This is a genomic window from Sphingobium phenoxybenzoativorans, assembly GCF_001757355.1.
In the GTDB taxonomy this organism is placed as follows: Bacteria; Pseudomonadota; Alphaproteobacteria; order Sphingomonadales; family Sphingomonadaceae; genus Sphingobium; species Sphingobium phenoxybenzoativorans.
On the sequence record NZ_MINO01000016.1, the window covers coordinates 70790 to 83455 of the forward strand.

Genomic DNA, 12666 nt, shown 5'->3' on the forward strand with positions numbered 1-12666 from the left:
ATGACCGCAGACCGAATGCCTGAAAACCAACTGCCCGAAAGCCGCGCGCCCGCAGACCGACTGCCAGAAGACCAGAACTGGGTTCAAATGCTGGGTGTCGACCGCCGCAGCCTGTTGATCGGCGGCGCGTTCGCCGCCGGGTTCGCGGCTGCATGCCAGCCCGTCGCCGCGACGACCGTGCAGACGCCATCGGACGGGCTGTCGATCGAGAATGTCCATTTCACGGGCAGCGACGGGTTCGCCGTGCCCGCCTATGTGGCGCGGCCCGATCATGGCAAGCCCGCGCCGATCATCGTCGTGGTGCATGAGATATTCGGCGTCCATGAATGGATGAAGGATATGTGCCGCCGTTTCGCCAAGGCGGGCTATTATGCAGTCGCGCCGGACCTGTTCGCGCGGCAGGGCGACGCGACCAAGGTCAGCGAGGTCAAGACGCTGATGGAGACGATTGTCTCAAAGGCCCCCGATGCGCAGGTGATGGCCGATATCGATGCGGCGTTCGCCTGGGCGGGCGCGCATGGCGGCGACGGCGGAAAGCGCGGGATCACCGGCTTTTGCTGGGGCGGTCGGATCGTGTGGCTCTATGCCGCGCACAGCCAGGCGCTGGATGCGGGCGTCGCCTTCTATGGGCGGCTCACCGGCGACCCCAAGCCGCTTCAGCCCAAAAGCCCGGTCGAACTGGCCGATGCGCTCCACGCCCCCGTGCTCGGCCAATATGGCGGGCAGGACAAGGGCATTCCGGTCGGGGATGTCGATGCGATGCGGGAGAAGCTGAAGGCGGCGGGCAAGCCGGGCGCGATCACTGTCTATCCGGATGCCGGACACGGCTTCATGGCGGATTATCGCCCCAGTTACGATCCGGCCGCGGCCGCCGCGGCGTGGAAGGCGACGGCGGACTGGTTCGGCAAATATGTGAAGAAGGGCTGATAAAGGCTAAGCGCGGCCCTTCACTTCAGCATATTGAGGCCGACGAGGATCAGGACGATCGCAAGGATCGGGCGGAGATGATGTTCGCGGACGCGCGAGGCCATCAGGCTGCCGATGATGATGCCGGGGATGGAACCGATCAGCAGGGAGCCGAGCAAAGGCACGTCCACGGTGCCGAGCAGCAGATGGCCAACCCCGCTGACCAGCGTCAACGGCACGGCATGGGCGATATCGGTGCCCACGATCCGGTTGAGCGGCACGCGCGGGTAGAGGATCAGCAGCGCCGTCGCGCCGATCGCGCCCGCGCCAACCGATGTCAGCGACACGGCGGCGCCGACGATGACGCCCAGCACGACCGTCATGACCGCCGTCTGGCGTTCCGTGCGTTCCTTGAGATGCGCGCGGGACCATAGCACGATCCGGTTGCGGAACAGCAGGGCGATGCCGGTCAGGATCAGCATGACGCCCATTGCGACCGCGATCGGGTGGGCGATCGCCTGCGAAGGCTTGCCAATATAATAGAGAAGCAGGAGCATCGCGAAGGCGGCGGGCAGGCTGCCCAGCGCCAGCAGGCGCAGGATGCGCCAGTCGACCGCGCCCTGCGAGCCATGAACCAGGCTGCCGACCGTCTTGGTCACGGAGGCGTAGAGCAGGTCGGTGCCCACCGCGACGGCGGGGTGGAAGCCGAACATCAGCACCAGCAGCGGCGTCATCAGCGATCCGCCGCCGACGCCCGTCAGGCCGACCAATATGCCAACCGCAAGCCCGGCCAGCGAATACATTGGATTGATCGCGATCATGATATGCGCAGCCCGCAGCCAGCCTGGACGGATTCCGTCAAATCAGGCCCCGTCAAATCAGGCGCCCCGCATGGGGAAGGACCATAATCGGGGCGGGCGAAAGGGGCATGGCGAATCCGGCGGAAACGGGGCTGAAAAACAGCTTATGCGTAATGCCGGGGCCGCTGCCTAGAAAGCAACATTTCCTATCTCGTTTCGGTACAGAAGTTGCGCGAGGCGCGGTGGGCCGAGCCGGATGGCGGCATGCCCAGCGCAGGCGAATGCGATGAGGAATGCGACGGTGTCAGGGGTTTTTACGCGGCAAAGGCGCATATGCTAACTATTTGAAAAGGCTGCCTAAAATTCCGCGGACCAATTGCCCGGCTATGCCGCCCGATTTGCTTCTGCTGCTGCCGCCGAACACCGCCTTGCCAAGCTCGTTCGCGACCTGACGGCCGACCGACGATCCGGCGGCGCGGGTGGCGGACTGGATCGCCTTGTCAAAGGCGCTGGGCTTGGCGGCCTCGCGGGCGGCGGCGGCGTCCTCCCGCGCCTTCTCCTTGAGCGCGGCTTCCTGCTGCTTCGCCTCCAGCTTGGCCTGCACGGCGGCGGCCTTGTCCGCCTCCGCCTGCGCCTTGCTGGCCTCTGCGGCGGCGGCGGCCGCGTTGCCGCGCGCGGCGAGGATCTCCTGCGCGGATTCGCGGTTCACCGCATCATCATATTTGCCCGCGACCGGCGAGATGGACTGGATGATCGCCCGCTCCTTGGCGTCGACCGGGCCGACGCGCGAGCGGGGCGGGGCGATCAGGGTGCGCTGGACGATGCTGGGCGATCCATCCTCCTGCAACAGCGAGACCAGCGCCTCGCCGACCTTCAGTTCCGTGATCGCCGTCGCGACATTGAGGTCCGGGTTGATGCGGAACGTGTCGGCGGCGGCCTGGATCGCTTTCTGGTCGCGCGGGGTGAAGGCGCGCAGCGCGTGCTGGACGCGGTTGCCGAGCTGACCGGCGACATCCTCCGGAATGTCGATGGGATTCTGGGTGATGAAATAGACGCCGACGCCCTTCGACCGGATCAGGCGGACGACCTGCTCGATCTTGTCGAGCAGCGCCTTGGGCGCGTCGTCGAACAGCAGATGCGCCTCATCAAAGAAGAATACGAGCACCGGCTTTTCCGGGTCGCCAACTTCGGGCAGCGTTTCGAACAGCTCGGAAACCAGCCAGAGCAGGAAGGTCGCATAGAGCTTCGGGCTCTGCATCAGCTTGTCGGCGGCAAGGACGTTGATGTAGCCGCGCCCCTTCTCATCCACCTTCATGAAATCATGGATGTCGAGCGCGGGTTCGCCGAAGAAATGGCCGCCGCCCTGGCTGTCGAGCTGCAGCAACTGGCGCTGGATGGTGCCGACGCTGGCCTTGGTGACATTGCCATATTTGGCCGAGAGCATGTCGGCATTTTCAGAGCAATGGGCGAGCATCGACTGCAGGTCGCCCAGATCGAGCAGCAACAGCCCTTCCTCATCGGCATAGCGGAAGGCGATGTTGAGTACGCCTTCCTGCGTTTCGTTGAGGCCCATCAGCCGGGCGAGGAGAAGCGGCCCCATTTCGCTGACGGTGGTGCGGATCGGGTGACCCTGTTCGCCATACAGGTCCCAGAAGATCGCCGGATTATCGGCATAGCTGTAATTTTCGACGCCGATTTCCTTGGCGCGGGCGACCAGCTTGTCGGCATTTTTGGCGGTCGGCGATCCGGCCATCGACACGCCGGACAGGTCGCCCTTCACGTCGGCCAGGAATACGGGGACGCCCTGCGCGGAAAAGCTTTCGGCGATGCCCTGCAGCGTCACGGTCTTGCCGGTGCCGGTCGCGCCGGCGATCAGGCCGTGGCGGTTGGCGCGGCGCAGGTTCAGATATTGCGGCTGGCCGCCATCCTTGGTTTGACCAAGCCCGATGAAAATGCCCGTGTCCGCCATTCTGTTTCCCCCACATCCAAGACCTTCTCCCTTGATGGGAGAAGGATATGTAGCCTTATCGGCTTGCCGATTAGGCGGAGTTGGATGAGGGTGAGCGGGCCGCCGGCCCGCGCGCTTCGGCGAAGCGCATACCCCTCACCCAGCTTCGACTAGGCTGCACGCAGCCAAGTTTACGCAACCCTCTCCCGCAAGGGGAGAGGGTTTTTAGTCTTACTTACTTGTCGCGCAAACGGACGGCGATGAAGCCGGCCTGGCCGCCACGGCGCTGCACCTGAAGCAGCACGGCGTTGCGGCCGGAGGATTTGACCTGCGCAATGGCGGCGTTGAACTCCGCCTCGGTCGTGACCGGACGGTTGTTCGCCGACAGGATCACGTCGCCGCGCTGCAGGCCCTTCGCGCCTGCGTCGGTGGACTGGTCGACGCTGCTGATCACCAGTCCGCGCGTGTCGGGCGCCGCGCCGATCTGGCGCGCGATGGAGGGCGTCAGCGGCTGGACGGCGATGCCCAGCGCCTGCTGCGCCGCCGCGGCGCTGCCCTGCGGACTCTTGTCGGAGAAGTCATCGTCCGAATCGCCGCTGCCGAAATTGGCGAGCTGCTCCTCCGGCGGGCGCTGGCCGACGACGGCGGTGACCGTGGTCCGCTGGCCGCCGCGGATCAGTTCGATCGGCACCTTCTGTCCGATCGGCAGGCCGCCGACGATGTAGGACAGGGTTTCGTCCGGCGTGACTTCGCGATTATTGACCTTCACGATCACGTCGCCCGCCTTGATCCCGGCATTGGCCGCGCCCTGCTTCGGCTCGACCGACTGGACGAACTCGCCGCGATTCTTCGCAAGGCCCAGCGAGTCGGCCATATCCTCCGACAGCGGGCTGATCTGCACGCCCAGATAGCCGCGCTTGACGCTCTCGCCCTTGCGCAGCGTGTCGATGACCGGGACCGCCTGTTCGGACGGAATGGCGAAGCCGATGCCGACATTGCCGCCCGACGGCGAGAGAATCTGCGAATTGATGCCGATCACATTGCCGCGCATGTCGAACATCGGGCCGCCGGAGTTGCCCTGATTGATCGAGGCGTCGGTCTGGATGAAGCGGTCGCTGCCGCCGCCGGTGTTGCGGTGGACGGCGGAGATGATGCCGGCGGTCACGGTGCCGCTGAGCGCATAGGGGTTGCCGATCGCGACCACCCAGTCGCCGACGCGCGACTTGGTGCTGTCGCCGAACTTGACGAAGGGCAGGGCCTTCTTGGCGTCGATCTTCAGCACGGCAAGGTCGCTGGCGGTGTCGCGCCCGATCAGCTTCGCCGAATATTCCTCGCGGTTGGTGAGGGTGACGGTGATCGAGTCGACGGTAGCGCCCTCCGCGCCCGCCGAAACGACATGCGCGTTGGTGACGATGTAGCCGTCCGCCGAAATCAGGAAGCCCGAACCGAGCGACTGCGCCTGACGGGTCTGGGGCTGAGCGCCCTGACCGCCGCCGAACAGATCGCCGAAGGGGGTGCCGGCGAAGGGGTTCTGCACCTGAACGCGCTGGCGCGTGGAGATGTTGACGACAGCCGGCTGCAGCTTCTCAACCATGTCGGCGAGGCTGCCGGGCGCGCCCACGGGGGCGGCGGCCTGCATGCCTTCATTCTGCGCGGTCTGGGCGCCGAGCGGCTGGGTGGAGGTGACGGCGATGGCCGTGCCGCCCAGCAGCAAGGCCCCGGTAATGGCATATGCGTAACGCACTAATGAAAATCCTCTCTGTCAAAGGGGCGATGGAGGAAAAGGGAGCATTGAGTTGCTCCCGTCTCCCTTAACCCACATTGAATGGCGGCCGTTCCCGTCGGGCCGACCGATTCCGCCCAGACCGGGCTGCAAATGCCGCCTTTCTGCGCTTCCGGTGCTCACATACTGTAGTATGCTGCGCGCCGGTTCTCAAAATGCGCCATTTTCGCTCCGGCCTGAACAGAATATCGGCCAACCCGAAAACGTGCATGGCTTACCCGACTTCCTGCCTCACCTGCCCCTGAATTCCCTCAGGAAGTCGTTGTCCGGCGACAGGATCACCTGCGTCTGCCCGCCCGCCTGGGGCGAGAAGGTCCGGCGGTACGCCTGCATGGCGCGGTAGAAGTCGTAGAATTGCGGATCCTTGCCAAAGCTGTCGGCGTAGACCTTGGCGGCGCTGGCGTCGGCTTCGGCGCGGATGATCTGCGCCTGCTTTTCGCCCTGCGCGCGGATGGTGTTGGATTCCTGCTCGCGCGCGGTGCGCATCCGCTGGAACGCGGTGTCGAGCGGCGTGCCGTCCGGCAGGTCGGCGCGCTTGATCCGCACGTCGACGATCTCCGCGCCATATTGGCGGGCGACGCGGTTGAGGCCCTGCGCGATATTTTCCATCACCCGCCCGCGTTCCGGGCTGAGCAGCGCGGCGAAGGGCCGCTTGCCCAGTTCGTTGCGCAGCGCCGAGCCGAGAATGGGCTTGAGCGCATCGGACACGCGATCCTCGCTGCCCGCGGAGATATACATGCGCAGCGGATCGACGATGCGATACCGGGCGAAGGCGTCGACCTGCAGCCGGAGCTGATCGGTCGAGAGCACCTGCTGCCGCTCCATTTCGACCGCAAGGACGCGCTTGTCGATCCAGACGATCTGCTCGGCGAAGGGCAGGCGGGCGATGATGCCCGCGCCGGTGGTGCCGAACGCCTCGTTCGGGCGGTAGCGGTTGACGATGCGCACCGGCTCGCCGAAGCGGACGATCACCGCCTGGCGGGTTTCCGGCACGATCGACACGGTGCTGCCCAGCAGGATCAGCAGCGCGATGGCGATGAGGGCGAGGGCGATCGGGTTGCGAAGGATGAACGGCATTACTGGCCTCCCTCGCTGGCCGCGGCCGATGCGGCGGGCGCGGCGGCGGCGCGGCGCTTTAGCTCCGGCAGCGGCAGATAGGGGGTGACGTTGCCGGTTTCGACGATCGTCTTGTCCAGGCCGGGCAGGATCGCCTCCATCGTTTCATAATACATGCGGCGGCGCGTGACCTCCGGCGAGAGGCTATACTGGCTATATACCTTGTCGAAGGCGGCGGCTTCGCCCTGTGCGCGGGCGGTGAGCTGCTGCGCATAGGCGCGCGCTTCGTTGAGGTAGGTCTGCGCCGTCTGCTGCGCGGCGGATACTTCCTTGAAGCTGTCGTTGACGGCGGAGGGCGGGTCCGCCTGCTTGATCGCGACGCCCTGGATGCGGACGCCGGACTTGTAGCTGTCCAGGATCTGCTGCGTGCGCTGCTCCACCTGCTGCTCGATGGCCGAGCGCCCGGCGCCGAGCGCGTCGTCCAGCGAGACGGACGCGATCACCGATCGCATCGCCGATTCGGCGACTTCGCGGATCGTCGTGTCCGGGTCAGCGAGCTGGAACTTGTAAAGCTCCGGGTTGCGGATGTTCCAGCGTACCGAATAGGCCAGGTCGATGATGTTCTGATCGCCGGTGAGCATCAGATTCTCGCGGTCGCTTTCGGCCGATCCGATGTCGACGGTGCGGATTTCCTCCACATCCACCGTCTCCACCGATTCCAGCGGGGCGGGGAGCGTCAGGCTGATGCCCGGCGAGAGGGTGCGGCTATATTTGCCGAGCAGCGTCACGATGCCGCGCTCCTGCGGGCCGACGCGGTGGATGGAGGTCAGCGCGATCCAGACAAGGACGATCAGGCCAAGCGCGATCGGCCACAGCGCCCGGCCGCCCGGACCCTGCGGAAAGCCGCCGCCGAAACCGCCGCCAAAGCTTTCCCGGCTGCGACGGATCAGCTCGTCTATCGCCGTGGGGCCACGGCCGCCGGAGGGACCGCCGCCGCCGGGCTTTTGTGTCCACGGGTTGCGCGGGCCATCGCTTTTATCCCCGCCAGGCTCCTCGCCCCCGGAGTCGTTACCCTTGCCGCCCCACGGCCCCTGGCTCATTGCGGCGACGATTGCGGGCATCCACCCGAATAAACTGCTCATCTGGTCTCTATAGGTAGGCGCAGCGGGGAAAAACAGTCCTCTGCCGCGATTTCCCGTTGGATAGGTGGTGAAGGATGGTTTCGCAGGCGCGCGTTCCGCTCTATGGGGCCGCGCATGACCGATCTTTCCGCCATCGCCGATCGCCTCTCCTCCCTCACCATGGGCCGCACCAGCGGGCTGCGATTGCGCGAGGGCATGCTGACCCTGGTGCTGGACGTGACCGGCCTGTCCAATGACGTGCGCGAGGCGATGGAGCGCGAGGTGCGCCACGCGGTGCAGGATGCGCCGGGCGTGGACGATGTGCGGATCGCGATGACGCAGGAAAAAACCGCGCTGCGGATCATCGCCGTGGGTTCGGGCAAGGGCGGCGTCGGCAAGTCCACCCTGTCGGCGAATCTGGCGGTGGCATTGAAGCGGCTGGGGCATCGGGTCGGCTTGGTCGACGCGGACATTTATGGCCCGTCGCAGCCGCGCCTGATGGGCAGCGAGGGCGAGAAGCCGGAGGCGCAGGACAAGAAGATGTTCCCGATCCAGAGCCGCTGGGGCGTGCCGATGCTGTCGATGGGGCATCTGGTGAAACCGGGGCAGGCGATCGCGTGGCGCGGGCCGATGGCGGGCAATGCATTGAGCCAGCTTGTCGATGCGCGCTGGGACGGGATCGACACGCTGATCGTCGATCTGCCGCCTGGCACCGGCGACGTGCAGCTTTCGATGATCCAGAAGCACAAGCCCGCGGGCGCGGTGATCGTCTCCACGCCACAGGACCTGGCGTTGATCGACGCGGCGCGCGCGGTCAGCCTGTTTGAGCAGGCGGGCGTGCCGCTGATCGGGCTGGTGGAGAATATGGCGGGCTATGCCTGCCCGTCATGCGGGGAAGTGTCCGACCCCTTCGGCTCCGGCGGGGCGGAGAAAGCGGCGGGCGAGATGGGCATGCCGTTCCTGGGACGGATACCGCTGGCGATGGGCATACGCACGGCATCGGACGCGGGAGAGCCGCCTGCGGCTGGGGATGGCGCGGAGGCGGAGGCTTTCCGGGCGATTGCGGAGCAGGTGGCGGCGTGGTTGGGGAAGGGGCGGTAGTTTGCGATAGGCGCTGATCTGGGCGCTATCTTGTCAGGCTATCATCCAGTTCCCTCAGCCTTGCCTCTATCTGGGGACCGAACTGATAAATATCGGTCAGGTCCGCGATAGTGTGCCTTTCTTCATCCTTCCCGGAAAATGTACCGAAATATTTGGTGGTGACGCCATTGAAGTGCATGCGGGCAATGGATTTGCGATTATTGTCGTCCAACAAAATGGCGGCATAGGATTTCGCGTCACGAAGTATGATCCGCTTTGGATGCACCCACTTCGACGCGATGGCCTGAACAATATGAAACCCTGATATTTCTTCTGCCGTCGTTATAATTTCCGAATTGTCGGTGAGGGCCGTTTCCTCCTCGATATCAGGATCTCTTGGGGCAGAAGCGTTCAGGGCCGAGGACAGGCGTTCCGTGACCAGATCGCGAATGAAAGTGGCGATGGAGTTGGCCAGCAGCTTGGCGAAATGATCCTTGATCGCCGGCGTAAGGCGGCCTTCATGTATGCGCCGCGCCATCATGCCGACAAATTCTTCCGACGGTTCGGAAAACTCCTTCGCCAATTCGATGCGGATCAACGACTGCAGCTTAAGATTGCCTGCTTCCTGCACGATCTTGTCGATGTCGAAGGAAGATTTGGCAAATTTCTCCAGGGTTTTGACGTCGGTTGGCTTGATCGCATCCATCGTGAATGTGAAGAATGGCTTTTCATCCATCTTGTTCGGTTTTTCGATGTCCGCATAAAATTGATAAACCACGCCGTTGGTGAGGACTGCCAGACGCGCATCCGTCACGCTGAAATAACGGAAAAGTTGCCCGGCGTGATTGATGTTCAATTCAAGCGACGAAGGCTTGCATTCGACAAGAATGGTGACCTTCCCACCCTTGCATATCGCGTAATCGACCTTCTCGCCTTTCTTGGTGCCGACATCGGCGATAAACTCCGGCACAACCTCGCTGGGGTTGAAAACATCATATCCAAGAGCCTGAAGAAAGGGCATGACCAAGGCGGTTTTGGCTGCCTCCTCAGTCAGCAAAACTTCGCGATGTTCTATGGTCCGCTTCTGAAGTTCGGAAAGCCGCGTCGCCAGGTCCATGATCCTATCCCCCAATAAGACAAGAACAATGATGCCGTGTCGCCATCATCTGGTCCACGCCAATTGGAGCCATATTTGAGGGATCATATATTTCGAAAGTAAGCCGTTGTTTTTGTTTACGATGATGCAGGCTAGTTGCCACGCTTCCAGATGAAGATGCTGGCCGCACGCGCATCCTGACCACTGTCTTTTGCTGCGGCCTTTTCGTACCTATCTCCACTCATAAAGGAGAACCCCCATGCCATTGACCCGTGACGAAGATATCGCCGCCCTGCTGAACGGGGCGCGGACCATTGCGATGGTGGGGGCTTCGGACCGGCCGGACCGGCCGAGCTATGGCGTGATGCAGGTGCTGCAGGATCATGGATACCGGGTGCTGCCGGTCAATCCGCAAATCCCCGGCGAGCATATTCATGGCGAATTTGTGTGGGACCGCCTGTCCGACATCGGCGTGCCGATCGACATTGTGGACATTTTCCGGAACAGCGCGGCGGCGGGCGCGGTGGTCGATGACGCCATCGCGGCGGGCGCAATGGCGGTGTGGATGCAACTGGGCGTCGTCAACGAGGAAGCGGCGGCGCGGGCCGAGGCGGCGGGGCTGAAAGTGGTGATGGACCGCTGCCCGGCGATTGAGATACGCAGGCTGGGTCTGACGCCTGTGGGGGAGGGGTGAAGGGGGCTGGAGTTGTCCATTTTACGTGGAAGCACTCCAATCTCCGTTCGTGTCGAGCGAAGTCGAGACACTGCGCGAGACTTCTCGACTACGCTCGAAGCGAACGGAGGGGGGTAATTTGCGGAGGCCGTTCGGCTCCAAGTGACTCCCGCCACTTTAGCACCTTCCCGTTTCGCGCGGGGCCTTCTATCAGGCGGATATATGGCGCGCGCACCGGGATCGAAGGAGAGGCAGGGGATCGCGATCGACCGGCGCACGATGCTGGTCGGCGGGGGCGCCGCCGCCGGGCTGCTGGTCGCCTGGAGCCTGTGGCCGCGCGATTACAAGGCCAATGTCAATGTGTCGCCGGGCGAGCAATTGTTCGGCGCTTTCCTGAAAATCGACAAGTCCGGCGTCGTCACCGTCATCGTGCCGCAGACCGAAATGGGGCAGGGGGTCACCACCGTCCTGCCGCAGATATTGGCGGACGAGCTGGGCGCGGACTGGCGCACGGTTGCGGTGCAGCCAGCCCCGATCAGCGCGCTCTACGCCAATACGCTGCTGGTCGAGGAATGGCGCGGCAGCGACCTGACGACCATGCTGGGCGGGGTTGGCGACTGGGCGCTGAAGGAATATGCCACCCGCAACGCGATCATGCTGACCGGCGGATCGACGTCCGTCCGGATGTTCCATGACAGCTATCGCGACGCCGGGGCGGCGGCCCGCGTGCTGCTGTGCAAGGCGGCGGGCAAGCGCTGGGACGTCGCCTGGGAAAGCTGCGACATCAAGAATGGCATCGTGTCGGACGGCGGCAAGCGCCGGTTGAAGATCGGCGAGCTGGCGGCGGAGGCGAGCACGTTCGACCTGCCGGAGATATTGCCGCTGCGGCAGGACAGCGACGCGGACGGGCGGCTGGCGGGTGAAAGCGTGCCGCGGATCGACCTGCCCGCGCAGATCGACGGATCGATGACCTTCGCCGCCGACATCCGCGTGCCCGACATGCTGTACGCATCGATCCGGCAGGGGCCGGTGGGCGATGCGGCGCTCGGCAAGGTCAATGAGGCCGCCGCCGCCAAGGTGACGGGGTTCCGCAAGCTGGTGCAGCGCGACCGGTGGGTGGCGGCGGTCGCGTCCAACTGGTGGGCGGCGAACAAGGCGCTGGACCTGCTGGACCCCCTGTTCACCCTGCCGCACAGGCCGGTCGACACCGCCAGCATCGAAAAGGCGCTGGAGGACGCATTTGCGGGGAGCGGCGGACGGCGGCTGTATGAGCAGGGCGACCTGCTGCCGGTGTTCGAGGGCGCGACCATCGTCGCCAGCGAATATCAGGTCGCGCCTGCGTTGCACCTGGCGATGGAGACGATGGCGGCGACGGCGCGGGTGAAGGACGGGCTGGCGGAAGTGTGGATGGCGACGCAGGCGCCCACCTTCGCGCGGGCCGCGATCGCCGAGGCGCTGGGCTTTTCGAAGGGCGATGTGATCCTCTATCCGCTGCATGCGGGCGGATCGTTCGACCGGAAGATGGATTTCGAGGCGGGGGTGCAGGCGGCGATCATCGCGCAGGAAATGAAGCAGCCGGTGCAGCTCATGTGGTCGCGGGCGGAGGACATCATCCGCGACCTGCCCCGTGCGCCCGCCCATGCGCGCATGGCCGCGAAGCTGGGCCGCAACGGGGTGATCGAGGGCTGGCTGGCGAAGGTCGCCGCGCCCGCTGCCCTCGCCGAAACATGGGCGCGGATCGCCGATGGCGCGCTGCCCCATGACGCGGCGAAGGCGGCGTCGGGGCGCGCCGACCGGCTGGCGGTGTCCGGCATGACGACGCCCTATGCGATGAAGAATTTCGCCATCGACCATTATCCCGCCGACATCGGCCTGCCCACGGGGCGCTGGCGGTCCAACGCCAACCATTATTCGGCCTTCTTCACGGAAAGCTTCATCGACGAGCTGGCCAAGTCGGCGGGGATAGAGCCGCTGTCCTTCCGCATCCAGATGCTCGGCGGTCAGCCGCGCCTTGCCCATTGCCTCGCCACGGCGGCGGCGATGGGCGGATGGCAGGGGGGGATTGCGGGCAGCGGGCAGGGCATCGCCTGCCACGCGATGAACGGCGCCTACATCGCCGTGCTGGTGGAGGCGGGGCTGAACAATGGCAAGCTGACCGTGCCGCGCATCGTGGCGGCGGTCGATTGCGGCGATCAGATCAATC

The 12666-nt window shown here is 64.9% G+C and carries 10 protein-coding genes; 4 read left to right on the plus strand and 6 right to left on the minus strand.

Translation table 11 applies throughout. From position 1 onward, the window contains the following. Positions 1-927, plus strand: coding sequence for a dienelactone hydrolase family protein (locus BHQ40_RS10635; RefSeq protein ID WP_070155679.1), 927 nt, complete (start codon positions 1-3; stop codon positions 925-927). A gap of 20 nt (positions 928-947) precedes the next feature. Here BHQ40_RS10635 and BHQ40_RS10640 read toward each other — a convergent pair whose 3' ends face one another. The 5 genes from BHQ40_RS10640 to hflK form a co-directional block, all read right to left on the minus strand. Further along, positions 948-1724, minus strand: coding sequence for a sulfite exporter TauE/SafE family protein (locus BHQ40_RS10640; protein WP_083276840.1), 777 nt, complete (start codon positions 1722-1724; stop codon positions 948-950). A gap of 322 nt (positions 1725-2046) precedes the next feature. Further along, positions 2047-3675 (minus strand): helicase HerA-like domain-containing protein, encoded by a 1629-nt coding sequence (locus BHQ40_RS10645; protein WP_070155681.1) that lies wholly within the window; start codon positions 3673-3675, stop codon positions 2047-2049. Between the two features lie 214 nt (positions 3676-3889). Continuing rightward, positions 3890-5398, minus strand: a complete 1509-nt coding sequence (locus BHQ40_RS10650; RefSeq protein ID WP_070155682.1) for a Do family serine endopeptidase — start codon at positions 5396-5398, stop codon at positions 3890-3892. A 270-nt stretch (positions 5399-5668) separates the two neighbouring features. Beyond that, positions 5669-6514, minus strand: a complete 846-nt coding sequence (hflC, locus tag BHQ40_RS10655) for a protease modulator HflC (RefSeq protein ID WP_070155684.1) — start codon at positions 6512-6514, stop codon at positions 5669-5671. Continuing rightward, the gene (hflK, locus tag BHQ40_RS10660) at positions 6514-7635 is read right to left on the minus strand and encodes an FtsH protease activity modulator HflK (RefSeq protein WP_253183321.1); all 1122 of its coding nucleotides are present in this window, start codon (positions 7633-7635) and stop codon (positions 6514-6516) included. Before hflK ends, hflC begins: the two co-directional genes overlap by 1 nt. A gap of 114 nt (positions 7636-7749) precedes the next feature. Here hflK and BHQ40_RS10665 point away from each other — a divergent pair, with 114 nt between their 5' ends. Continuing rightward, on the plus strand, positions 7750-8715 hold the full coding sequence (locus tag BHQ40_RS10665; RefSeq protein WP_070155713.1) for an Mrp/NBP35 family ATP-binding protein: 966 nt from the start codon (positions 7750-7752) through the stop codon (positions 8713-8715). 25 nt (positions 8716-8740) lie between these two features. Here BHQ40_RS10665 and BHQ40_RS10670 read toward each other — a convergent pair whose 3' ends face one another. Then, entirely contained in the window at positions 8741-9811 is a 1071-nt protein-coding gene (locus BHQ40_RS10670; protein WP_070155688.1) for a type I restriction endonuclease, read from the minus strand. 238 nt (positions 9812-10049) lie between these two features. On the opposite strand from BHQ40_RS10670, the gene BHQ40_RS10675 reads away from it, so the two are divergent. After that, the gene (locus tag BHQ40_RS10675; RefSeq protein WP_070155690.1) at positions 10050-10484 is read left to right on the plus strand and encodes a CoA-binding protein; all 435 of its coding nucleotides are present in this window, start codon (positions 10050-10052) and stop codon (positions 10482-10484) included. Positions 10485-10685: 201 nt separating this feature from the next. Then, the coding region (locus tag BHQ40_RS10680; RefSeq protein ID WP_070155692.1) for a molybdopterin cofactor-binding domain-containing protein at positions 10686-12666 on the plus strand (1981 nt) is incomplete at its 3' end.

What these genes read in the sequence shown, in the direction of transcription:
- BHQ40_RS10675 (WP_070155690.1), top strand. Translation starts at nt 10,050, where the DNA reads ATGCCATTGACCCGTGACGAAGATATCGCCGCCCTGCTGAACGGGGCG.
- BHQ40_RS10670 (WP_070155688.1), bottom strand. Translation starts at nt 9,811, where the DNA reads ATGGACCTGGCGACGCGGCTTTCCGAACTTCAGAAGCGGACCATAGAA.
- BHQ40_RS10635 (WP_070155679.1), top strand. Translation starts at nt 1, where the DNA reads ATGACCGCAGACCGAATGCCTGAAAACCAACTGCCCGAAAGCCGCGCG.
- BHQ40_RS10665 (WP_070155713.1), top strand. Translation starts at nt 7,750, where the DNA reads ATGACCGATCTTTCCGCCATCGCCGATCGCCTCTCCTCCCTCACCATG.
- hflK (WP_253183321.1), bottom strand. Translation starts at nt 7,635, where the DNA reads ATGAGCAGTTTATTCGGGTGGATGCCCGCAATCGTCGCCGCAATGAGC.
- hflC (WP_070155684.1), bottom strand. Translation starts at nt 6,514, where the DNA reads ATGCCGTTCATCCTTCGCAACCCGATCGCCCTCGCCCTCATCGCCATC.
- BHQ40_RS10645 (WP_070155681.1), bottom strand. Translation starts at nt 3,675, where the DNA reads ATGGCGGACACGGGCATTTTCATCGGGCTTGGTCAAACCAAGGATGGC.